This window comes from Mucilaginibacter sp. OK283 (assembly GCF_900110415.1).
Taxonomy (GTDB): domain Bacteria; phylum Bacteroidota; class Bacteroidia; order Sphingobacteriales; family Sphingobacteriaceae; genus Mucilaginibacter.
Map to the genome: position 1 here is coordinate 442,382 of NZ_FODR01000002.1, position 23,077 is coordinate 465,458.

The window sequence follows — 23,077 nt, forward strand, 5'->3', positions numbered from 1 at the left end:
CTTTATTGCCAAAAGGTTTCAATAGGATTTGCATTTAGCTAAATAAAAATTACTTTTGCAATTATTTATAATAAGTCTAAATAAAAATAATAATGAAGAATAACCTTACTACACTTCTTGCTTCCTTCGCACTCCTCGTAATCTCTCCCCTTATAACACAAGCCCAGCAAAAAGCATCGATACAGGGCCATGTAAAAGACAGGGAGAATAAACCACTGCCAGGTACAACCATATCAATTGATGGCACCAACTATATCACATCAGCCGGTAATAAAGGCGATTTTAAACTGGATGTAGCCGCCGGCAGGTATACTATTCATTACAACTTTGTAGGCTTCAGAGAGATCAGCAAACAAATTGTAATTGCACCGGGAGCTGTAATTGATGAAAACGTTGTTTTGCAGGAAGATGCCGCTTCGCTGCAGCAGGTAGAAATAATTGGGCGTAAAGAAAAAACATATAAAACCAAAGCCACTTTTATAGGTAACAAAACCGAAACTGATATTAAAGATTTGCCACAATCTGTATCCTACGCCAGTAAAGAACTGATGGCCGACCAGGGTGCAGTACGTGTTGGCGATGTGGTTAAAAACTTTAGCGGTGTTTCGCAGTTCACTTTTTATGATGACCTTACCATCAGGGGCTTTCGCGTTAACGGACAAAGCAATACCCAGCTTGTAAACGGGCTGCGCACCAGTACCGGATTTTGGAAACAGCCCCTAACCAATTACCTGGAACGCGTTGAAGTGCTGAAGGGGCCATCATCCGCCCTGTATGGTAACGCAAGTCCCGGAGGTGTGGTTAACCGTGTAACCAAAAAACCGCTGAACGAAACCCGCAGAACGCTGAGTTTCTCGTTGGGCAGTTTTAACACATTCAGGGGGCTGGCCGATTTTACCGGCCCTGCCAACAAAGATAGCTCCCTGTTATACCGCCTTAATTTAGGGTATGAAGATGCCAACTCTTTCCGCGATCTGCAGTTTGATAAAAACGTGATCATTGCTCCTTCCTTATCATTCATCGCGTCACCAAAAACACACATCAATTTCGATATGGTTTACAACAGCTCGCGCAGCAGGCTCGACAGGGGTCAGTCTGTAATCGGCAACGACCTGTATTCAACCCCACAATCACTGGCACTAAGTGCCGCCAATGATTTTTTGAACGAGCAGACATATATTGTTACCTTGTCTGTCAATCACCAGTTTAATAACAACCTGAGCTTTAATGCCGCTTACTCAAAAACCGGGTACAGCGAGGACCTGCTTGAACACCGCAGCGCCAATGCCTACGCAAAAGACAAGCTGGGCAATGATATTCCTAACCTGGTAGCCATGCAGATATTTCAGCGCAAGCGAAAACGCTACATTGATAATTTTAGCGGTTACTTTAATTACAACGCCAAAACAGGCCCTATAGAACATAAAATTGTAGCAGGCTATGATTATGGCAGCGAAAAAATGCCGGTAGGCGCGTCACAACTTACCGCCTCGGGCTATCGGAATGCAGCTAATACAGGTACTATTGCCAACTATGTAGTAAAAGACAGTTTAAAGTATTTACGGGATACCAAGGGTAACCCGGTTGCCAACGTACCCTCTTTTGATTTGAATAATGCCATCAACTCGCAACGTTTACAGGACGACAGCAAGGCGCTTTTTTCGCAAAACGTACTTAACCCAACCTATTACTACCTTAATGCCGGGTATGTACAAGATCAGTTAAAGCTGGGCAGGTTGCAGGCACTGGCCGGCATCCGCTACGAGTATTATACCGATTTTGCAAATTATGCCACTTCAACACAACAAAAAACGCACTCCAGCGCGTGGCTGCCCCGCTTTGGCTTAGTGTATACCGCTACTAAAAACATTAATATTTACAGTACTTATGTAATGGGTTATAACCCGCAAACCGCGGCAACCATTGCTAACCCTAATGCCGGCGGACCATTTGCCCCGGTTACCAGCAACATGATAGAGCTGGGCGCCAAAAGCAGCTGGTTTGACGACAGACTATCCATCACAACCTCTGTTTACCAGATTGAGCAAAAAAACACCCTTTACAATGCCGGTGTGGCCGATCAGCCAGACCTGTTAAGGCCGGTTGGTAAAGAACGTTCACGAGGATTTGAGTTTGATATTACCGGGCGCATACTGCCAAACTGGAGCATGCTGGCGTCATATGCCTACAATGATGCTAAAATTACCGAAAGTGGTGTTGCTGCCGAGGTGGGTTTGCAAAAACCAAACGCCCCTAAAAACATGGCCAACATCTGGACGAGGTATAATATTATCCGCGGCGCATTTAGCGGACTGGGCATAGGTTTGGGCGCCAACTATATTGATAAACGCACACTATCCATCAACCTTACCCAAAGCATTCCCGATTATATATTGGTTGATGCTGCGCTATTTTATAATATTGGTAAAGTTCAGTTACAGTTTAATGCCAACAACATTACCGGTAAAAAGTATTGGGTGGGCGGATATGATTATATAAGACTGTTCCCCGGTGCACCCAGGAACTATTTGCTGACGCTTGGATACACCTTGTAATGGCAAAATCAAACTTTAAAAAGATAACCGGCTGGCTGCATTTGTGGATTGGCCTGGTAACCGGCATCGTAGTAGTTATCGTCTCGGTAACGGGCTGTATCTACGTGTTTGATAAAGAGATATTTGATTTTGTACACAAGGATATAGTAAGCGTTCAGAAAACCGGCCCCGCAAGGCCGGTTTCTGAATTGCTTGCTATTGCACAAAAAGCAGTTGGCCCCCATAAAAAGCTCAGCAGTATTAAAATAACCGAAGATGATAAAAGCTTTGTGTTTTCGGGTTTTAAAGTGAATGATAAAAAAAAGATCACTTTGTGGTACTTCAGCCAGTTTGAGTACTATGATTATGTTTACGTAAACCAATACACCGGCAAAGTTTTGGGTACTATCGATTTCAGGTACGAGTTTTTTAACGTTGTTGAGCAGCTGCACCGTCAGCTGTTACTGGTAAAGCCGGTGGGCAGTGTTATTGTCGGCAGCTGTGTCCTGCTTTTTCTGTTGATGATGATCACCGGCTTTATACTCTGGCTGCCCAAAAATTACAGGCAGTTTAAACAAAGCATTACCATAAAATGGAATGCCAGGTTTAAACGGGTAAATTATGATGTGCATAACAGCCTGGGATTTTATGTTTTGCCCATTGCCATACTTATTGCTGTAACCGGTTTGGTATGGTCGTTCAAATGGTGGGAAAAGGGCATTTATAATATGCTTGGCACAAAGGAAAAACCGCAGTTTTCGCGCGTATTGCCGGTTATCAGCACAGCCGATTCAACCCTGAACAAAATGGACATCATCCATCAAAACCTACTCAAACAATTAAATGGCAACTGGACCCAAATAGGGCTGGATATACCCAACAGGAAAGATAAAATGGTGATGGCATTTGTATACTTAAAACACCGCAGCGATGGCTGGAATGGCATCAGTTACTACTTTTTTGATGGCCGCACGGGCAAACTGGTAACAGCTATACCGCACAGCAAAAAAACGCTGGGCATGAAATGGCGCAACTCTAACCTGTACATTCATACGGGCCGCCTATATGGGCCGGGTACGCAAATACTGGCTTTTTTGGCAAGCCTGGTATGTGCATCGCTGCCTGTTACCGGCTTTTTAATATGGTGGGGCAAACGCAACAAAAAACCTAAAAAGAAAAGGCCGGTTACAGAACCGGCTGTACTGGCAATGGTAAACGCCTAATAGCTTATACTCCTTCGCTCAGCAGCTCCTTCTTCATTTTTAATATCAGCATCACTATAACCGATAGCACGATCAGTATAAAATAGCTGTATCCCAGGTTATGTTCATCTTTAGCGGGCAGCAGAAAAACAATGCCATAGCTAAAAAACGATACGATAACATAATTTATCCCGCCCGAAAGTCCGCTGGCTATACCGGCGTTTTTTGGGAAGCGGCTTAAGCAATAAGTAAAAAAGTTATTAAAAGTAAACCCTGCCGCTATATGGATTATAAAAGCGAAAAATATAATGGTATATAAATTGGCTATATACCTCATGCTTATCAGCATAACTATTACAAATATTACCTGCAGGGTAAGGTTTACCACCATGCGGTTAAAAAATGGTTTGTTGATGGTGGCTTTACCAATAAGCCCCCCTATAAGCCAGGCTATGCCCAACACCAGGGAGCTGTAACCCGCTACAACAGGCGATAGATGCAAAGTATGCTCTATAATAAAAGGACCTGTCATGTTATAGATCATCACCATACAGTATGCAAGCCCCAACATAATAAGACCGAGGGTAAAACTGGTGGTTTTTATCATGTCCGCATAAATGCCACCGATCTTTTTGATATGGAATGCCGAAAAGTTTTTCAAAGTTTCACCGCTGAAGATCAACTCCAAAACCACAAATACTGCTGCAAATATGGCCAGGAGGTAAAAGTTTGATTTCCAACCGTAACCGGTTTGCAGGTATCCGCCAATAAAAGGCGCTACAATTGGCCCGGTAGACCAGATGATAGAAAACATACTAAGATAATGCTTCAGCTTTTCGCCCGAAAAAAGATCGATAAAATAAGCGCGCTTGGAAACAATTACACCAGCTACGGTAATACCGTGTACTATCCGCATGAGGTATATTACATAAATATTGGCAGAGGTGGCTATAATAATACTGGCAACAGCAAAAAGCACCAGGCACGCCAGGCTTATATTGTACCGGCCAAAGCTATCAAGCACGCTGCCAATAAATAGTTGGGTAACGCCGTAGCTTATTAAAAACAAGGTTAAAGTAAGCTGCACCTGGATACTGCTCACATGCAATTCGGCAGCCATGGTAGGTAACGACGGGATGTATATATCAGTTGCAAAGCCCGAAAGTGGTATTAATGCAAAAGCCAGTAAATTGGCAATACCCTGGTGCCGTTGTTTAATTGTTTTTGGCACAGAAAGCGTTGAGTACATATTAATTAAATTTACTGAACGGGTGGAAAGGGCTATCTAAAGCTCTTTTTTCCGGTCAATTATTAAATAAGCCGCAAAGATACCCCGTTTGTGTAAGCGGTTATATATTTACCGTTTTTATGATCTTTTGACGACAGTTGAAACCGGGGTAGTATTAAGTCAACAGTACTGAGTCGTAAGTCTAAAGTTATTTTTTTTGACTTAGAACTTAGGACTTTAGGCTAAAAACGATCGGTCAATTTGTCGTTGACACGACACTGATATTTCATCCCAATTGCCTTATCAAATCTCCTAAAACTTTAAAGCTATTTTCCACTGCGCCATCAAAGGTTAAACCAAAACTAATGCGGATAAAATTGGTGAAGCGAGCATCGGTGCTGAAAATTTGACCGGGCGCAATGCTGATGTTTTGGGCAATGGCAAGCTGGTAAAGCTCAAATGCATCAATATTTTTATCCAGCTCAATCCACAGGGCATAGCCTCCCTGGGGCTGGCTTATTTTGGTGCCTGGCGGGAAATGAGTAGCAATAGCCTGGGTATAACGCAGGCTTTGGGTGTACAATGTTTTACGCAGGTTGCGCATATGCAAATCATATCGGCCTGTTTCAAAAAAATGAGCAACAGCTGCCTGGGTTGGCGTGGCCGAGCTGATAGTATGCATCATTTTGATATTGATAACCTGGTCTTTAAACCTGCCCGGTATGCACCAGCCTACCCGGTAGCCCGGCGCAATTGATTTGGAGACAGATGAGCATAACAGCACCCAGCCTTCGGTATCATAGCTTTTACAGGTACGCGGGCGGCTTTTGCCAAAATAAATTTCGCCGTAAATATCATCCTCAATCAAAGGGATCTGCCTTTTTGTTATTAGCTTAACCAATCGCTGTTTACTATCATCGGGCATGCAACTGCCTACCGGGTTACTAAAGTTGGTTACAAACAGGCATGCTTTAATATCCACTTTATCCATAGCCTCGGCCAGGTAATCAATATCAATACCCGTATCAGGATTAACCGGAATTTCCAGCACCTTCAAGTCAAGGCTGAGCATTATATTAAAGATCCCGAAAAAGGTTGGGCTTTCAATGGCAACCGTATCGCCCGGTTTGGTAAGCGCCCGCAGGCAAAATATCAGAGCTTCAAGGCATCCCTGCGTGGTTACCACATCGTCCCCGGTAATGTTGCCGCCCCAATTAAAAGCGTTTTTGGCCACATGCTTGCGTAACGAAATATTACCCTGCAAATTTTCATAATTGATATTACCCGTGGGGCTTTTACGGATAGATTCCATCATGGATTTACTGAGCTTAGCCATAGGGATAAGGCTTAGCGGCGGCGATGAGCGCGACAAACGTATAACACTTTCCTCGCTCATGTTTTGGTAAACCATCGCGATCATCTGGGTAACAGTGGCCTGCTCTATTTTTTTTAGCGGAGGTTTGGTTTCGGGCGCTTTGGTTAACCTTGCCGGTGAAAACTTAACGTAATAGCCCGATTTGGGCCTGGCCTCTATCATGCCCATGTTTTCCAGTTCTACATAAGCTTTGTATGATGTGCTGATGCTGATACCCTGCTCAAGGCTTAATGCCCTTACAGATGGCAGCTTATCACCGGATTTTAACAGATTCTGTTTTATCTGTGTTTCAATACGGGCAGCTATCTGCGCATATAAAAAATCATCGTTAACCCCGGCAATCAATTTCTCCATTTTAAAATCTGTTATGGCCAAAATTAACAAATCTGAATCTGTTTTGCTATACGCAGATGCTTTTACTTTGTAATGATCAAAATTTTATTAAAAATGGAACTTCAATTAATTGATTATCAGCCAAAGTATCAGTCGTACTTTGAAAAATTCAACAAAGCATGGCTCGAAGAATTTTTTGTGGTTGAAGCACTGGACAAATGGGTTTTAGAAAACCCCGACGAAGCTATGCTAAAACAAGGTGGTAAAATTTATTTTGCAGCCGCAGGCGATACTATTATTGGTACAGTAGGACTGCGCTTTATTGAGGATGGTGTTTATGAGCTTACCAAAATGGCTGTTGATAAGGCTTATCATGGTGGTGGTGCCGGTCAGTTTTTATGCCAGGCTGGTATTGATAAAGCCAGGGAAATGGGTGTTAAAAAACTCATCCTTTTTTCGAGCCGCATACTAAAAAACGCTGTTCACATTTATCACAAATTAGGCTTTACAGAAATCCCGGTTACGCCAGGCACTTATGGCCGCGCCGATATTATGATGGAGATAAATTTTGAATAAATAATACAGGCCCCTCAGGGTCTCTCGAAGCGGGCCCTGAAATAGCACGCAGGACTTAGCAGGCGCCCTCAGGGTCCCTTTTCAAGGAGACCCTGAGGGTACAGCGATAACATACTTTACACACCAAACTAAAACACGATGCAAGTTAGCCCTATAAGCGAACAGGAAATACAGCAACTACGTGCCGAAACCAACGGCACAACTCAAAAAATTCATTTCAATAATGCCGGGGCTTCTTTTAACCCCGATGTGGTGGTTGATACTGTAATTATCTACCTACGTGAAGAAGCCACCCTTGGCGGCTATGAAATTGAAGATAAATACCGGGAGCAATTAAATAATACCTATAGCCTGGTTGCCAAACTCATTAACGCCGATGCTGACGAAATTGCCATTGTTGAAAATGCAAGCACCGCCTGGGGCATCGCCTTTAACGGTATTGATTTTAAACCCGGCGACGAGATTATTACCTGCGAAATGGAATATGTAACTAATATCATCGGCTTTTTGAACGCTCAAAAAACGCTGGGTGTAAGCCTTAAAATAATACCGAACGACGCACAGGGCAATTTTCCGCTGGAAGTTTTTGAACAGGCAATATCGCCAAAAACCAAATTGATAGCCATGACGCATATCCCTTCAACTGCAGGCGGGATGATCCCGATTGTGGAGATTGGGAAAATAGCCCGCCGGCACAACATTTTATATTTGGTTGATGCCTGCCAAAGTGCCGGACAAATCCCGCTGGATGTAAAGGAGATTGGTTGCGATATGCTATCGGTAACCGGCCGTAAATATCTGCGGGCACCAAGAGGTACAGGCTTTCTGTTTGTGCGTAAGAAAATCCAGGACTCGTTGAAGCTCTTGTTTATGGATGGCTACAGTGCGCCAACCGTAAGCCTGCATGATTTTAAACCACGAAGCGATGCCCGCCGATTTGAGCTGTACGAGAAAAACCGTGCCCTTACCCTCGGGTTGGGTAAAGCCGTGGACTATGCCTTAAACATCGGCGTAGACAGGATTTGGGCGCGTATACAATACTTAGCCACCCTGTTGCGCAGTGAACTGGCCGCGATTGATGGCATTACTGTTCATGATTTTGGCGCGCAGCAATGTGGTATAGTAACTTTTTCGGCAAAGGGATTGGAGAGCTCATTTGTAAAAAATAAACTGGCCGAAAAAAACATTAATGTATCTGTTGGCAAAGCTATATCTACCCTTATTTATATGGATAAAAACCATCTGCAAAGCAATGTAAGGGCTTCGGTGCACTATTATAACACAGAGGCGGAGATACAGGTACTTTGTACCGAGCTAAAAAGCATGCTTGTCAGCTAAAGTCCATATTGTGTTTACCGTACATTAAAGGCTTCTTAACATCAGGTTTAAATAGTTATTTTTGAAACCGATGTTGAGAAGCTTCTTTAGTTTTTGCCGCTTTTTTATTTTCTGGATCATACTGGCCATCATTACCCGTGTGGTGTTCGAAGTCTATTTTCGCAACAAACTTAGTGGTGCCAGTTTTTCGGAGATAGCTCAAACCTTTCAGTACGGCTTCCTGATGGATGCCTCGGTTGCGGCATACATCAGCTCAATACCCTTGCTTGTGTTTTGTGTTAACTGGTTTACTAAAGGGCACATCGGCAGTAAATGGCTCAGGTTTTACGTTTACCTGGCTGTAGTTATCATCGCTATAGTAACGGTTGTTAACCTCAATATTTTCCGCGAATGGGGTACCAAGGTAAATTTCAGGGCATTTGATGTTTTCTTTAACGCGCCATCCGAGGCTTTTGCGGCATCCAGTTCGTCGCCGCTGTTTTTAACTTTTGTGCTGTTTGTGGCGTTAATAGCCTGCGGTGTTTTTCTGTCGAAATACATTATCGATTTTGATTTTAAAAAGCCCAACGCACCACTGATTGTAAAGCCCATTATCGTGGTTTTATTACTGGGTGTAAACCTGCTCATTATCCGTGGTGGCCTGCAGGTAGCGCCTATAGCCCAAAGCAATGCCTATTTCTCGCCAAAGCCTATCCTTAACCAATCGGCATTAAACACCGAATGGAACCTGATCCAGAACGTAGTAGAAAACCTGGAATCGCCGGGTAATCCTTACGTGTTTATGCCTGCCGAAAAGGCTTCGGCGATGGTTGATAGTATGTACGCCGTAAAAAAAGACAGCACTTTACATATCCTGACAACCAACCGCCCAAACGTGGTTATTTTTCAACTGGAAAGTTTTACTGCCGATTTAATTGAATCATTAGGCGGCGAAAAGGGCGATGCACCCAACTTTGAAGATTTTATAAAACAAGGGGTTTTGTTTGATAGCGCATATGCGGCCAGCGACCGTACCGACAAAGGCATTGTAGCCATTATGAGCGCTTTCCCGTCGCAGGCCACGCGCACAATTATCATTGATAACGAAAGGCAGGAACGCCTGCCGGCGCTATCCACTGTTTTTGCCGACCAGGGATACCGAACATCCTATTTTTACGGCGGCGAAAGCGAGTTCATGAACTTTAAGGCCTACCTGTTAAGCCACAAAATAACCGACCTGGTAGATAAAAGAGATTTTGAAGCCAAAGAAATGAACTCCAAATGGGGCGCACACGACGATATTTTATTCAGGCGGAATATCAGCTACCTGAACAAAGTACAAAAGCCGTTTTTTAGCTACGTTCAAACGCTAAGCAACCACGAGCCCTTTGAGCTTCCTGTTCCTCCACATTTCCCCGGCGATGATATGGGCAACAAATTCAGGAGTACGGCCTACTATACCGATGCCAGCCTGAAACAATACTTTGATGCTGCAAAAAAACAAAGCTGGTACAAAAACACCCTGTTCATTTTAGTGGCCGATCATGGGCATCGCTTACCGCTGGATAAATCGGAACCTTACGAACCACGTAAATACCACATCCCCATACTGTTTTTTGGCGACGCCGTTAAACCGGAATACCGCGGCCTGAGGATAAAAAAGCTGGGCAACCAAACGGATATAGCAGCTACCCTGTTGGCACAGCTGAACCTGCCACATCAGCAATTCAAATGGTCGAAGGATTTACTGAATCCCTATAGCCTGGATTTCGCATTTTTTGACTGGGATAACGGCATGGGCTTTATGCTGCCCAACCAGGCTGTTACTTACGATAACGCAGGCCAAACGGTTAGCTATATCCAAAACAAAAACGCTCCAAAAACTTATACTGATAAAACGTTGGATTATGCCAAGGCTTTTATGCAACAAGTGTTTTCGGATTATTTGAAGTAGTGACGTTCAGCAGTTATTTAAAGATTGTAAGGATTAAAAAGCTTCTACCTGCAATCCTTTTAAAATTCAGGGTGTTATGTTAAATCGCTGACCAAACCTGGTGCTTACTACCTGATCCTGGTTGACAGATTTAAATCTCTCCGGTACCTGTTTGGGCCGTCAACAGGCACAAAAAGTGGATGCGTTTTATTGCGCCAAACGTCAGTTTAGTGTTAATCATGAAAATTATAAAATATTAATTATCAAATATTTACAAATGAAATATTAAAAATGTGTTAAGTTATGTTAACCCAATTTATATATGTGTTTGGCCTGTCTCTTCTACCCGGTCTTTGCGTTAATTTACACTCAATGTTTCGCCACTATTCCGGGCGGGCGGCTCGGCGTTTAAGAGATGTTTAACAAAGAAATCGCGCTTCTTTTGACGGCCATAAACACCGCCATCGCCGTGTCCCATGCCCGGCACGGTAAGCAAATCAAAAAACTTATTGTTTTTTATCAGCGCATCAGCAAAACGATAGGTGGACTCGGGAGGTACGTTGGTATCGGCCTCGCCCACTATCAGCATTAAATTACCCTGTAGTTTTGCAGCATTGGTGATGTTTGATTGTTCGGCATAATGCGGGCCTACAGGGTAACCCATCCATTGCTCGTTCCACCACTGCTTATCTATGCGGTTATCATGGCAGCCGCAGGCAGATACCGCCGCTTTATAAAACTCGGGATGAAACAATACCGCACCGGCCGAATTTTGCCCACCTGCTGATGTGCCATAAACGCCCACCCTGCTGATATCAGCCTGCGGGTATTTTGCCGCCAGCGCTTTCATCCATAAAATACGGTCGGCAAAACCTGCATCAGCAAGGTTATGCCAGCATACATCATGAAAAGCTTTGGAGCGGTTTGCAGTGCCCATGCCATCAATTTGTACCACAATAAAGCCAAGCTGGGCTATGCTTTGCATTTCGTTAACGGCGGCAAAGTTTTTAGGCACAAATGAATCCTGCGGCCCGGCGTAAATATTTTCAATTACCGGGTAGCTTTTAGCGGAGTCCATATTGGCAGGGCGATAAACTACGCCCCATATATCGGTTACCCCATCGCGCCCCTTTGCTACAAACACTTCGGGCAGTTTTATGCCGGTATTTAATAAGGGCGCTATATCAGGATGTTCCAGTTCCATAACAGTTTTCAGCGTAGCTGTATTTTTGAGCACCATACGCGGCGCGACATTTACTTCCGAATAAGTATCGATATAATATTTTCTATCGGGAGAGAAAGTAAGCCGGTGATTCCCTTTTTCCGGGGTAAGGTCAACCATATTCTTACCATCGAGGCCCATACGGTAATAGTGAATAAAGTAAGGGTCTTCGCCCGCGTTTTTGCCGCTGGCGGTAAACCATAGCTGCCTTTTATTTACGTCAACGCTATCAATATCACGTACCACCCAATTGCCTTTGGTAATTAGCTTTTCTTTGCCGGTAAGCTCATCAACCTGGTAAATATGTCGCCAGCCATCTTTTTCGGTTATCCATATTACCTCATGCGTTTTGGGCATATAATGCGTATACAGCCTTTGCTCATAAATAAAAGTATTCGTTTTTTCGTCGATGATATTGCGGGTTTTTCCTGTTTGTACATCCACTTCGATAACCCTGAACCGTTGGTGTCCCCTGTCAACTTTTTCGTAAGTGTAATAACGGCTGTTTCCATCGCGCCAGTGCAGTATGGGCGCTCCAAAAAAATCAATCTTTTCGGCATCAACGGCCAGTTTGCTTTTATCGGTTATATTAAAAATAAAGGGTTGGTACGATGTGAATTCATCGCCCGGCTGGTCGTACTCATGCGATTCGAGCTGGCCCCTTGTAGTGCCGGGTACCGAACTTAATACATAGTATACCTTTTTTGTTTTTTTAGGATCGGTAAGGTAAGCCACTAAATGCTTACTATCCGGCGACCATGTGATTTCGGCATACGGCTTATCATTAGTACCGTCAGTTGTAAACTGTATTTCGGCAGAGCCCTTTAAGGCCCTGGCATACAAATTCCCGTTCCTGGTAAAAGCCGTCCATTGCTTATCGGGCGAAACCGAATCGGTAACATTAGCCTCCCAGCGATAGGTGCGTTTTTGCAGCGGGGCGGTTGGGTCGAAATCCTTAAAAACGGTATCGGTAGTTTTTTCGCAATGGTAATTACTTAAATCGCATTTAAGCCAGTTTTTGCCGGTTTTAAAAGTAATCTGCTTTTCATCGGCGCCATAAAACATAGCCGTGATGCGCAGTTTATTTGCGGGCACAGGTTTCCCTAACGCGGCAGCCACTGCATTGGCCATTTGTTTGGTATCAAAGGCCTGGTGTTTGGTTTGCTTTTCGGCATTAACAAAGTAATATTCAGTAGCATCGGCCCCGGCACGCTTGTCATACCAAAATTGCTTGCCGTTTGCCTGCCAGTTGGGCCTGATGTTGGTTACAACCGGGATCTTTTTCCAGGCAGAATCCAGCCTGTCGGCATTGGCATAGGCCTGCAGCATTTGTTGATGGGTTGGCAAATATGGTGTAACCGCCGGCTTTTGGGCATAGCTAAAGTTAGCTGAAAAAACCAGCAACAAACAAAAACGAGTGTATCGCATCGGAGACAGATGAAAATTGATGAATGTTTTTAATGCAGCCCGGCGCTAAAACCGGGCTGCATTTGTTATTTATTAAAATCGTAAAACTTCCAGCTGGTGGTAAAATCCCTGGTTAACGGCTGGTTGATAAATGTGGCCCGCATCATTTCAATAGGGATAAGATTCTGCTTCATAAACGTATCATGAAATTGCTTGTAGGTCATTTTACCACTATCAACCATCTCTTTTTTAAGCTCCATAATTTGCAGGCCGCCCAGCAGGTAGGCTACCTGGTAAAGCGGGCTGTACCCCCCTTCAAATGAGCGCCTCACTTCACCTGCGGCGTTGGCTTTTTCGTGCCCTACACGGTCAATCAAAAAGTCGATACATTGCTGTGGCGTCCATTTGCCCAGGTGATAATTGAGCGAAAAGATGATCCTTGCGCAGCGGTGCATGCGCCAAAATAGCATCCCAACCCTTTCTTCGGGTGTTTTGGCGAAGCCCTTATCATACAATAATAATTCCCAGTATAACGACCATCCCTCTACCCCAAATGGCGTCACAAAATCCTGCCTATAGGCTTTGTACCGGCTGTTAATAAAGTATTGCAGGTTATGGCCGGGTATTAATTCATGCTGAACTGTGCCTCTTGAAAAATAAGGGTTATTGCCGCGCATGCTCATCAGTTTATCCTGCGCTTCCATACTATTGGTTGGGTACGATATCATGATCTCTTTACCACCTAAAAAGAACGGGTTAACCAATTGCCGCTCGGGCGACATCATTGTCATGCCCCAGGTTTCTTCGGCCAATGGCGGTATCGTGATCAGGTCGCGTTCTTTAATGAAGCTGATGGCATCGTTATATAATTTCACAATCAGTTCTGGCTGATGGCCTACCGGCACGTAGCTATTCTTTACCTTTTCCAGCGCTTTTTTCCAATCGCTGCCGAAACCCATTTCCTGCGATGCCTTTAACATTTCCTTGTCGCACCAGGCAAATTCCTTATTGGCCAGCTGAATCAGTTCTTCGGGTGTATAAGGGATCATTTCGGCCTGTAGCTGGCTTATCAGGGCATCGCGGCCAATAGGCACGCCCTTTATACCGCTGCTATCAGGTTTTTGGGTTGTTATTATTTTGCCTTTGCTTAATGCGATATCGCTGTACTTGCCAAGGGCAGCATCAAGGGCTTTATAAGGTGCGGGCACCCACCAGGTAAAGGCAGGATCGTATGTATTGTAAAAGCTATAAAAATCTTTTAAGCGCCCTTTAAGGCCTGCCAGCGCCTCTTTGGTAATGCGCGCCAGTGGCATATCCAGGCTGGGCAGTTTATGATATGCCGCAGTATCGGCTTTTAATTGTTTCAGTATGGCGGTCAATTCGGTTGCTACCTTTTCGCCGTCCATAAAATCGCCGTGGCGGCGTTTTTTTTCCAGGGCGTAAATGCCATCGGCACATGAAAGGTATTTGGCAACCTGGTTATATTGTTCCTCTTCCTTTTTCAGGTCGCCCAGGTCAAAGTTGATGCGTTTCTTCAACAAAATATAATCTACTTTACCATAAATGCTCATCGATTCAAAATCGGCCTGTTGCAGTTGCTTCAGGTAATCGTTATCAATCTCAACCAGCCTTTTGCGCTGCTCGGGCGAATTAAGCACATTCATTTTATACTCATCCTCGTTATGCTCGTTAACATAATAAGGCGAGTAAAAATCTTTTATGGCATTAATATCCTGCCCGTAACGAATGATGGTGCCCGCCATTTCGCTGGTTTGCTCATAAAGGGCATTGTTAGCGGTAGCTGTTTGTGCCTTGCCCGCCAATGAGCAGGTTGTTAAACAAAGTACAGCGAAAAAGGTAGTGGTTGTTTTTGTGATGGTAAACACAGTTTAGTTTTTAGATGGTAAGTTAGCTGTTTTATATAAAAGATTAAAGCAAAAAGCGCAAGGCTTAAAGCTTTAAGACTGTCGCATTAATTGACCCTGCCTGGGGTATGTTAACTTGCCGCCCTGCTCAGGCTTACCAGGTTATTGTTATACGAATCGAGGTAACCGCGGGGCGAGTTACCTATTACAAATTTAAATACCCGGTTAAAATTGGTGATACTTTTAAAACCACATTTGTAAGCCACGGTATTAATACTCTCAAACTTGTGGGCTATCAGTTTTTTACAGGCTTCGTTCACCCTTATCTCATTTAAAAACGATATAAAAGTATGCCCGGTATGCTTTTTAAAATACCGGCAAAACGATTCGGGTGTCATAAAGGCTACTTTGGCAACATCCTCCAGGGTTATCTGTTCGCTGTAATGCTGCATGATAAAATTGTAAATATTACCTATCCTGATCCCCTCATTCTCGGTAATGCCCGGCAGGTTGCCATAGGTTGATAAAGGATCCAGCTTTGCTTTCATATTCACCAACACCTTAAGCAGGTTAAAAAACTGAACAAGTTGATCTGTGCCACCGGCGTTTCGTAAAGCTATCATGGTTTGCGATACCTTGTCAGACGCGCTATGGGGTATTTTAAAACCCTGCTGGTGCTGCTGCAAAAACATCTTGCTCGATTTTAGCTCGGGTAAATCAAATAGGGGGGCCAGGGTTCCTTCGGGGTTAAAAAAAATAGATATGGCCTCAATCTGCTTATCGCCCCCGTTTACAAAATATTCGGGGTTGCTTTTAAACACATGCGGTAAATTGGCGCCGAGTAAAAAAATGTCGCCCGATGAATAATCGTGCATGTTGTTGCCGGCAATCAGGGTTCCTTCTCCTTTCTGGATCCAGGTAATCTGTATTTCTTTATGACGGTGCAGATAAGGATAATGGTATGGAAGAGAAACTTTTTCTGCTATCACACTCTTATCATGGGGTACAGGGATAGTAAATTGTAAAACTTTCATATGAACGATTGTTAATGTTCCCTGAATTTACAATTACTTAACTCTAAAAACCAACAATTGGCCCTAAACGGGTAAAATGCTGCTATCATCTGTTAATTTCATGCAGATGGAGCGGTTAAAATCCTGACAGATGCCCATTTTTTAACCACCCCAGGGAACAGGATTAAATGTTATTTGTACAATAATAAATTACTCGGTATAACTATAAGTCACAGATTTGCGCCATTATTGGGCAGGTTAATTGTGCTGTGTACAATTAATATGTTCATTAATTGTTACCACTTATTTGGTGAAAATGGCAAATCAACCTCTGGGGCCGCCACCTTTAAATAACGTTTTTTTGCTGATGGTTTATTCATCAGTCATGTAGGCCCCCTGACCTTTAGGGTTTAGGTGCCGACGGCCATCTTCGCAAATTTTACAAGGTAAGGGACTACGGCGGATATTGCTTGCCGCAGATAGTTCAACTGTAAAGAGTTAACAACCGGGTAAAGTTATGGAGATAGAAATAAATTGATTGCTATTGGCGGCTATTTCCTCATTGGAGGCCTCCGGTGGGAATGATTTTAAGGCAACTTTAAATAATAAACCCCACCTCAAATTTAATTTTGTGGTGGGATTTTACGATATAAGAGATGGAATTTAATTTAACTGTAATAGCTGCGGGCCAAATTCTTCAAAAAATATCTTGTCGGCATTTATTCCTGATTCCCTCAGGTCATTAAACTGTTTTTGGATAAAAAACGATGGCCCGCACAAATAATAACGGGTTTGTGGATGGTGCTGCAGATCTTCAATCCTGTTTATATCCAAATACCCGTCATGAATATCTTCAGCTATGTTTTCGGGCGATGGTGCATCATAAAAAATATGCTGGTTAAAATTTGAATTATTAATTGCCAGCTCATTGATATTGTCTTTAAAAGCGTGTACCGATTCGTTACGGCAGCCATGAAGCCAGGTGATGGGCTGTTTTGTTCCTTTTTGGGTTAAGTGCTGTACCATGCTCATTAAGGGGGTTAAGCCAACACCGCCACTAATAAACATTACCGGCGTATCTAAATTATCGGGCAGGGTAAAATTGCCTGCCGGCGAGGTAAGCTCCACCTGTTTGCCTTCAGTAATTTCGTCATGCAGTAAATTGCTTATCATGCCATTAACATCAACGTTTGCACCTGCTTCCCGTTTTACCGAAATGCGGTAATAATCATCATTTGGTGCACTTGAAATACTGTATTGGCGTATCTGGCTTATATTTAGCTGCGGAAGAAACAACTTGATACTGATGTACTGCCCCGGTTTGTGGTGCGGAACTTTTCCGCCATCGGCAGGGTATAGGTAAAAAGAACATATTTCCGCTGATTCCATTTCTCTACGGCCCACTTTAAATAAGCGCCAGCCTGTCCAACCGTTCGGTTTTAAAACCTGGTCCTGGTATAAATTTGCCTCATGGCCGCCCATTAATGCAGCTAACTGGTTATAAGCTACTTTCCAGGCTTCTAAAATTTCGGGGGTAGCAGCATCGCCTAAAACCTCGCTGATAGATGCCAGCAGGTGGTTGCCCACTATGGCATAATGCTCTGGCCGGATATCTAAACTGATATGCTTTTGGCCAATCCTGTCAACCACGGGTAACAGTACAGATGGATTGGCAATATTTTCTGCATAAGCAAGTACGGCCATGGCCAGGGCGGTTTGTTGTTTACCTGTTTGCTGGTTTCCCATGTTAAACATGTTTTTTAACTCGGGATTGTGTTTAAACATCCTGGTATAAAAATGAGTAGTTAGTAGTACGCCATGTTCTTTCAAGATCGGAACTGTGGCAAGGATGAGCGCTTTTTGATCGTTTGTCATAATAATATATTAATATCTTTTTATCCTAAATTGAATTGTTTAAGACTGATAAATAGTTCAACGGGGCAAAGCTAAGTTTATAATTAATAAAAGACAAAAATATCCTTTATTAATTTATTATCTTTGTTTTTAACAATGGCAATTTTTTCAAAAACATGTGAGTATGCAATAAGGGCCGTGTTTTATATAGCTCATAAAACGGTGGCCGACGGCAGCAGGGTAGGCATCAAGGATATTGCTGCCGGAATTGATTCGCCCGAGTTGTATTTAGGCAAAATATTGCAGGATTTGAGTAGAAAAGGTCTTATTAGCTCGGCTAAAGGCCCGCATGGCGGTTTTTTTATTGAACCGGCCGCATTAAAAAGGCCCTTGAGTGATATTGTAGAGGCTGTTGATGGCGACAGTTTGTTTCATGGCTGCGGTTTAGGGCTTAAGCAATGTTCGGAAATTAAGCCCTGCCCACTGCACAATGAATTTAAAGATATCAGGACCCGGATATTCGTGTTGTTAAATACTACCACCATAGGCGAGTTTAACACAGAGTTGATAGATGGTTTATTGTCCTTAAAGAAATAAAACTCCAGTCGGCCTATTTAACATTTTACCAAACCGCTTATGATACGCCAGGCATTACCAATTGACGCGATCTTGCTTAGTAAGCTCATTATCCTGGCTATGGGCAACCTTGCCCCAAAATTTGTAAACGGCAGAGATGAAAGCGAGGCCTGTTCCCTTTTTGAGTTGTTCGCCGGTAAAACAGGCAATCAATACAGTTATGAGAATGCTTTAGTTTACGAAGATGAAAGCGGCATTTGCGGCATGATCACTGGGTATGATGGCGCTAAGCTGGCTACTTTAAGAAAGCCGTTTTTAAAATACATTAAAGCGACTTATGGATTTGAGCAATCTGTGGAAGACGAAACCCAGCCCGGCGAATATTATATTGATTGCTTAAGCGTGTTGCCCGGTCACCAAGGTAAGGGGATAGGCAAAAAACTGATTGGGGCACTTATTGAACACGCGGCTGATAAAGGATATTTTACAACCGGGCTGTTGGTTAGCAAAAGTAATCCCGGGGCGAAATCTATGTATACCAGCAAGGGTTTTAAGGTGGTGGACGAGCGGTTTTTTGTGGGGGATATGTACGAGCACCTGCAATATAGGTTTGAGAAATAAGGCTGGTTTAAAACATTACGCTTCAAAAATGCGCAGGTATCTGCTTACCGAAAAATCCATCACCGCCATAGCGCCTTTTAAAATATAACGACCAAAGGCACCATACATAGCTTGATATTTAAGGTGACTGACAGATTGCTGTATTTGCAAAATATCCTTTTTGGACAGTGGGATAAGATTAGGATAGCTATACATAAATGATACCGATTTGAGGTCGGGGCTTACCTGTATCACATCGCCAACTAATAATAAGCCATCATTTTGCGGGCTGTACAAAACGCTGCCGCCTGGGAAATGACCGCCGCTGCATATCAATTTAATGTCGTCCCACAAGGTAATTTCCTGCTTTTCCCATAAATGTAATGGTGCATCCCTCCGGCAAAGCCACTCTTCATCCAGTGCATTAATGTAAACAGGTGCATTGCCAAAGGCTTTGCTCCACTCCACTATTGTGGTAAAATAGTGCGGGTGCGATAGGGCGATGGCTTTGATGCCACCAAGTTTATTCACTTCGGCAATAGTTTCCTGGTCAATATTGCTGATGCAATCCCATAAAATATTACCGCCTGGAGTTATCAGCAGGTGGGCACGCTGGCCTATGCCAAAAGCAGGCCCGGTATAAATGGCATACAGGTTAGGGGCAACCTGTTCAATTATGTTTTTATATTGCTGATTTAAACTGGCAAGCGTAATCCAGCTTTGGCCTTTGGGGTTTACGTACTGACGGTCGTCTTCGCAAATTTTGCAACGCGATGGCGGCGTAGCCGATGGAGGGTATTGTACGCCGCAGGTAGTGCAGATGTAGGGTATAAGTGGCATATTAGTCAGAGCTTGTAAATTATTTTATATAAATCCTGCAAAGGATATTCTCCCTGTAATCCATAATCTTCAATTACAATTTTGCCTGTATTGGTATAAAATGTTATGGTTGATTTGGGCTGATCTGGAGCGCTAACGGAATATTTATTTTTTAATTTTTTTAAATCGGTATGCTCGAGTATCCTGTCAATTTGTTGCATTTCGTTTTTACTCAACGAATAAGTGGAATCTTTGTACTTAGGGTTATCGTAGATTTTTTTACAACTACTTGAATTATTTGCCAGGTTTATCAGGCAATGGATTGACGGATACCACTCTGATTCCACCCCGAAATTGCTCAAATTTGATTCGATTTTAACGATGGAGCGGCCCTCGACTGACTTTTGTTGGCAACTAAATGTGAAGGCAGTTATAAAGAGAGTAATCAAAAGGCAACACCTTAGCCGGAATACCAAATACCTCATTTATTTATTTTTAAGAATGTTAACGCTTTTTCAACAGGCAACTCGTCAAAGATGGTAGCGTCTTAAGTCTTCAGCGTTTTTTGCTTATTCCGCAACATGATCATTGCCTTATCTGCCCGTACTTTCCGTGTATCTTCCTGCTTTGCCGAGCCTACCCAGTCGCAATAGCCCTGCTTGTATGATTTGGACAGGCTTTCAAAAAAATCCATAGCCTCGGGTTCCTGGTCAAGCAGTACCTGTAACTCGGGAGGGGTGCCTTCAATGTGTTCGCCTTTTTTTAACATTTTGGTTTTAATGAGGTATAAATATGGCCTTATTTTTCTTCCTTCCCAAATTTCGGAAGCGTCAAATCGGCAATTTGCTCCATCCAATAAAAAATTCAAATAGTAAAATTACCCAGTGGTGGTTAAAAGCGACTTGTTTTTGGTTGTGTAGTCGGGGGCAGGTTTCGTTAATGAATATAGTTCTATGATGCTTTGAATCGGTTATTCGATTTCAATTAGCTTCTATCTTTCTAAGGGCCATCGGCCCGGCATATATTGTAGCCACGGGTTTCAACCCGTGGATGATTGTCCAATGAACCACAAGAGTGCCATCGGCACGGCCTATGTTTTGGTTTAAATCCAGGTATTTTCAATTTGCTGAAACGATGTATACGCGTTGACAATATGAATCGAATACGGCTCTCAATCTTTACCGCGGGTTAAAACCCGTGGCTGCGAAATTGGCCGGGGCGTAGTCCCTATTCGTGTTGTTTTACCTGGTGCACTCGCAATGATGCGTGAATACGATCAAGTACTGTTACTTACCCCCTGCAAATGTTATATCAATGTAAAGTGTAAAAAACACACCAACTAAATTAGCCTGATGGCCCTCATATCCTTAAATTTGCGCCGTTAACCATATCAAATACGCATGGAGGCAGAAATTAGCGCGGATACTACATCATCAAAGGTCAGCTTAACTATTATAGGCTTTGTAGCATTCACTTTTATTGCCTACGTTTCCATCGGGTTATCGCTGGCCGTGCTTCCGGTCTTTATTCATCAAAAATTAGGGTTTAGCGCTGTGGTGGCAGGCATAGTAATCAGCCTGCAGTATATTACTACTTTTTTGTGCCGCATGTTTGCCGGTAATATGGTAGATAAGCGGGGGCCGAAGCCTGCGGTTACCATGGGCATGGCTGCTTTTACTGCAAGCGGCATAATGCTGCTTTTTGCCTGGCTGCTGCGCGATATACCGCTGATAAGCCTGGGTATGCTGATAATTACCCGCCTGGTAACCGGCATTGGCGAAGGCTTTGTAGGATCGAGCCCCATAAACTGGGCCATATTTGCCACCAGCGACGAACATACGGCTAAAGCAATATCATTTAACGGCATAGCCAGCTATGGAGGTATTGCCGTTGGTGCGCCGCTTGGGGTAATTATTAGCAATAGCTTTGGTTTAGGTGCTATAAGTTTGCTGATTGCAATGCTTGCCTTTGGCGGCTTTTTATATGCCAAAAACAAAACGGCGCTGCAAGGCAGCAGCAAAGCGCCCCGCCAGGGGTTTTTACAGGTATTAAAAAAAGTATCGCCATATGGTATCGCTATGGGGCTTGGCGGCCTGGGGTTTGGTACCATATCAACCTTTATAACACTATATTACATGGCCCTTAAATGGCAGGGCGCGGTATTGTGCCTGTCGGCCTTTAGCGGTATGTTTATTTTGGGGCGTTTGGTTTTTTCAAAAGCCATCAACAAATATGGCGGTATGAAAACCAGCCTTGTTTGCCTTTCGGTAGAAGTGATTGGTTTACTGGTGCTGTGGTTGGCCCCTGTGCCATACCTGGCTGTAATAGGTGCTGGTATTACGGGGCTTGGTTTTTCGCTGGTATTCCCGGCCCTTGGTGTCGAGGCGGTTAAACTGGTTCCTGCATCTAATAAAGGTGCGGCACTTAGCGGCTATAGCCTGTTTATCGATATGTCGTTAGGCTTAACCGGCCCGTTGGTGGGCTTTGTGGCCAGCCAGTTCGGGTTGATGTATATTTTTCCGTTTAGTATGGTTATGGTGGTTATAGGGTTGGGGATGGCGGTGTGGTTGTATTATAGGCGGCAGGCTGTAATTTAGTATCGCTAATGTGGTGATGTAGTATCAATTATCGCGAAGGTCCACCTGCCATTTTTTAAAGCGAATAGCTTTTTTATGCTCTTCTCCTGGTTATTATAAACGTAGCTTTCATATACTGCTACTTGTTCGGGGGTAAACTGCTCGGCCCTAATGCTGGCCGCTACTTTGTTTACCCGGCATGTATCCCATAAACTTTCGGGGTATTTATTGTTAAAGCGATATTTAAGCACAGTATCCATCGCCTTGTTAAAATCATTCATACTGGTAACCCGGAGAGATAAGTGACGCGATAAATCCTTTTTATACTGATCGCTATCCAGTTTCAAGCCAAACACAACCGGTAACTTGTCGGGGTCGCTATTGCCGCAAAACTCCCAATCCCCATCAAGTATTAATGTATCGGTTTTCAAAAATGGATTTTTGATGCTTTCAATTACCGATGCCCTTAAATCGCCGGCTTTTAATACAGGTAATTGCGCCTTATTAGGTGTGCAGGCTATATGCCCCAGCATCAACAACGCGGTAATGGCAAAGCCTGTTATCTTTTTCATGTTTTGATGAGGTTTTCGGATAATCATAACTACACTGTTAATACGCTTACCGGTTTAAAAGTAACCCTAAGCTTA

The 23,077-nt window shown here is 43.5% G+C and carries 18 protein-coding genes; 8 read left to right on the forward strand and 10 right to left on the reverse strand.

Annotated elements, in window-relative coordinates; genetic code table 11:
• The first annotated feature begins 92 nt into the window (after window positions 1-92).
• Both BMX56_RS06580 and BMX56_RS06585 read left to right on the forward strand, forming a co-directional pair.
• Entirely contained in the window at window positions 93-2,555 is a 2,463-nt protein-coding gene (locus tag BMX56_RS06580) for a TonB-dependent receptor (protein WP_090642730.1), read from the forward strand.
• The gene (locus tag BMX56_RS06585; protein ID WP_090642735.1) at window positions 2,555-3,757 is read left to right on the forward strand and encodes a PepSY-associated TM helix domain-containing protein; all 1,203 of its coding nucleotides are present in this window, start codon (window positions 2,555-2,557) and stop codon (window positions 3,755-3,757) included. The genes BMX56_RS06580 and BMX56_RS06585 overlap by 1 nt, the downstream gene beginning before the upstream one ends.
• A 4-nt stretch (window positions 3,758-3,761) precedes the next feature.
• On the opposite strand, the gene BMX56_RS06590 is transcribed toward BMX56_RS06585, so the two are convergent.
• A complete protein-coding gene (locus BMX56_RS06590; protein WP_090642738.1) occupies window positions 3,762-4,985 on the reverse strand; it encodes an MFS transporter in 1,224 nt (407 codons plus the stop codon).
• 265 nt (window positions 4,986-5,250) lie between these two features.
• Complete coding sequence (locus BMX56_RS06595) at window positions 5,251-6,693, reverse strand: aminotransferase-like domain-containing protein (RefSeq protein ID WP_090643965.1); 1,443 nt, start codon at window positions 6,691-6,693, stop codon at window positions 5,251-5,253.
• Window positions 6,694-6,786: 93 nt separating this feature from the next.
• Between BMX56_RS06595 and BMX56_RS06600 the strand changes: the two genes are divergently transcribed.
• The 3 genes from BMX56_RS06600 to BMX56_RS06610 all read left to right on the forward strand — a co-directional run bounded on the left by BMX56_RS06600 (window position 6,787) and on the right by BMX56_RS06610 (window position 10,519).
• Window positions 6,787-7,248, forward strand: a complete 462-nt coding sequence (locus tag BMX56_RS06600; protein WP_090643970.1) for a GNAT family N-acetyltransferase — start codon at window positions 6,787-6,789, stop codon at window positions 7,246-7,248.
• A 138-nt stretch (window positions 7,249-7,386) separates the two neighbouring features.
• Window positions 7,387-8,586: an aminotransferase class V-fold PLP-dependent enzyme gene (locus tag BMX56_RS06605; RefSeq protein WP_090642742.1), complete on the forward strand. Its 1,200-nt coding sequence runs from the start codon at window positions 7,387-7,389 to the stop codon at window positions 8,584-8,586.
• Window positions 8,587-8,656: 70 nt separating this feature from the next.
• The gene (locus tag BMX56_RS06610; RefSeq protein ID WP_090642747.1) at window positions 8,657-10,519 is read left to right on the forward strand and encodes an LTA synthase family protein; all 1,863 of its coding nucleotides are present in this window, start codon (window positions 8,657-8,659) and stop codon (window positions 10,517-10,519) included.
• 337 nt (window positions 10,520-10,856) lie between these two features.
• Here BMX56_RS06610 and BMX56_RS06615 read toward each other — a convergent pair whose 3' ends face one another.
• The 4 genes from BMX56_RS06615 to hmpA all read right to left on the reverse strand — a co-directional run bounded on the left by BMX56_RS06615 (window position 10,857) and on the right by hmpA (window position 17,880).
• On the reverse strand, window positions 10,857-13,148 hold the full coding sequence (locus BMX56_RS06615) for a S9 family peptidase (RefSeq protein ID WP_090642752.1): 2,292 nt from the start codon (window positions 13,146-13,148) through the stop codon (window positions 10,857-10,859).
• 65 nt (window positions 13,149-13,213) lie between these two features.
• The gene (locus BMX56_RS06620; RefSeq protein WP_255369792.1) at window positions 13,214-15,013 is read right to left on the reverse strand and encodes a DUF885 family protein; all 1,800 of its coding nucleotides are present in this window, start codon (window positions 15,011-15,013) and stop codon (window positions 13,214-13,216) included.
• A 110-nt stretch (window positions 15,014-15,123) separates the two neighbouring features.
• Window positions 15,124-16,026 (reverse strand): AraC family transcriptional regulator, encoded by a 903-nt coding sequence (locus BMX56_RS06625; RefSeq protein WP_090642756.1) that lies wholly within the window; start codon window positions 16,024-16,026, stop codon window positions 15,124-15,126.
• 642 nt (window positions 16,027-16,668) lie between these two features.
• Window positions 16,669-17,880 carry an NO-inducible flavohemoprotein gene (hmpA, locus tag BMX56_RS06630; RefSeq protein ID WP_090642760.1) on the reverse strand — a complete coding sequence of 404 codons (1,212 nt, stop codon included), beginning with the start codon at window positions 17,878-17,880 and terminating at the stop codon, window positions 16,669-16,671.
• Window positions 17,881-18,015: 135 nt separating this feature from the next.
• On the opposite strand from hmpA, the gene BMX56_RS06635 reads away from it, so the two are divergent.
• Window positions 18,016-18,456, forward strand: coding sequence for an RrF2 family transcriptional regulator (locus BMX56_RS06635; protein WP_090642764.1), 441 nt, complete (start codon window positions 18,016-18,018; stop codon window positions 18,454-18,456).
• Window positions 18,457-18,495: 39 nt separating this feature from the next.
• Window positions 18,496-19,056, forward strand: coding sequence for a GNAT family N-acetyltransferase (locus BMX56_RS06640; RefSeq protein ID WP_090642767.1), 561 nt, complete (start codon window positions 18,496-18,498; stop codon window positions 19,054-19,056).
• A gap of 15 nt (window positions 19,057-19,071) precedes the next feature.
• Here the strand turns inward: BMX56_RS06640 and BMX56_RS06645 are convergent, their stop codons facing one another.
• The 3 genes from BMX56_RS06645 to BMX56_RS06655 form a co-directional block, all read right to left on the reverse strand.
• Window positions 19,072-19,875, reverse strand: a complete 804-nt coding sequence (locus BMX56_RS06645) for an MBL fold metallo-hydrolase (RefSeq protein WP_090642771.1) — start codon at window positions 19,873-19,875, stop codon at window positions 19,072-19,074.
• A gap of 5 nt (window positions 19,876-19,880) precedes the next feature.
• A complete protein-coding gene (locus BMX56_RS06650) occupies window positions 19,881-20,216 on the reverse strand; it encodes a DUF6438 domain-containing protein (RefSeq protein WP_143065380.1) in 336 nt (111 codons plus the stop codon).
• A gap of 185 nt (window positions 20,217-20,401) precedes the next feature.
• Window positions 20,402-20,623 carry a YdeI/OmpD-associated family protein gene (locus BMX56_RS06655; RefSeq protein ID WP_143065381.1) on the reverse strand — a complete coding sequence of 74 codons (222 nt, stop codon included), beginning with the start codon at window positions 20,621-20,623 and terminating at the stop codon, window positions 20,402-20,404.
• Window positions 20,624-21,254: 631 nt separating this feature from the next.
• Between BMX56_RS06655 and BMX56_RS06660 the strand changes: the two genes are divergently transcribed.
• Entirely contained in the window at window positions 21,255-22,451 is a 1,197-nt protein-coding gene (locus tag BMX56_RS06660) for an MFS transporter (RefSeq protein ID WP_090642783.1), read from the forward strand.
• Window positions 22,452-22,456: 5 nt separating this feature from the next.
• Here BMX56_RS06660 and BMX56_RS06665 read toward each other — a convergent pair whose 3' ends face one another.
• Entirely contained in the window at window positions 22,457-23,002 is a 546-nt protein-coding gene (locus tag BMX56_RS06665; RefSeq protein ID WP_143065382.1) for a hypothetical protein, read from the reverse strand.
• Between the last annotated feature and the right edge of the window lie 75 nt (window positions 23,003-23,077).

Bases quoted from the DNA above. Each gene is read 5' to 3' on its own strand.
- BMX56_RS06645 (WP_090642771.1), bottom strand. From the start codon at position 19,875: ATGCCACTTATACCCTACATCTGCACTACCTGCGGCGTACAATACCCT.
- BMX56_RS06615 (WP_090642752.1), bottom strand. From the start codon at position 13,148: ATGCGATACACTCGTTTTTGTTTGTTGCTGGTTTTTTCAGCTAACTTT.
- BMX56_RS06580 (WP_090642730.1), top strand. From the start codon at position 93: ATGAAGAATAACCTTACTACACTTCTTGCTTCCTTCGCACTCCTCGTA.
- BMX56_RS06660 (WP_090642783.1), top strand. From the start codon at position 21,255: ATGGAGGCAGAAATTAGCGCGGATACTACATCATCAAAGGTCAGCTTA.
- BMX56_RS06595 (WP_090643965.1), bottom strand. From the start codon at position 6,693: ATGGAGAAATTGATTGCCGGGGTTAACGATGATTTTTTATATGCGCAG.
- BMX56_RS06600 (WP_090643970.1), top strand. From the start codon at position 6,787: ATGGAACTTCAATTAATTGATTATCAGCCAAAGTATCAGTCGTACTTT.
- BMX56_RS06635 (WP_090642764.1), top strand. From the start codon at position 18,016: ATGGCAATTTTTTCAAAAACATGTGAGTATGCAATAAGGGCCGTGTTT.
- BMX56_RS06665 (WP_143065382.1), bottom strand. From the start codon at position 23,002: ATGAAAAAGATAACAGGCTTTGCCATTACCGCGTTGTTGATGCTGGGG.
- BMX56_RS06605 (WP_090642742.1), top strand. From the start codon at position 7,387: ATGCAAGTTAGCCCTATAAGCGAACAGGAAATACAGCAACTACGTGCC.
- BMX56_RS06655 (WP_143065381.1), bottom strand. From the start codon at position 20,623: ATGTTAAAAAAAGGCGAACACATTGAAGGCACCCCTCCCGAGTTACAG.
- BMX56_RS06585 (WP_090642735.1), top strand. From the start codon at position 2,555: ATGGCAAAATCAAACTTTAAAAAGATAACCGGCTGGCTGCATTTGTGG.
- BMX56_RS06590 (WP_090642738.1), bottom strand. From the start codon at position 4,985: ATGTACTCAACGCTTTCTGTGCCAAAAACAATTAAACAACGGCACCAG.
- hmpA (WP_090642760.1), bottom strand. From the start codon at position 17,880: ATGACAAACGATCAAAAAGCGCTCATCCTTGCCACAGTTCCGATCTTG.
- BMX56_RS06610 (WP_090642747.1), top strand. From the start codon at position 8,657: ATGTTGAGAAGCTTCTTTAGTTTTTGCCGCTTTTTTATTTTCTGGATC.
- BMX56_RS06625 (WP_090642756.1), bottom strand. From the start codon at position 16,026: ATGAAAGTTTTACAATTTACTATCCCTGTACCCCATGATAAGAGTGTG.
- BMX56_RS06640 (WP_090642767.1), top strand. From the start codon at position 18,496: ATGATACGCCAGGCATTACCAATTGACGCGATCTTGCTTAGTAAGCTC.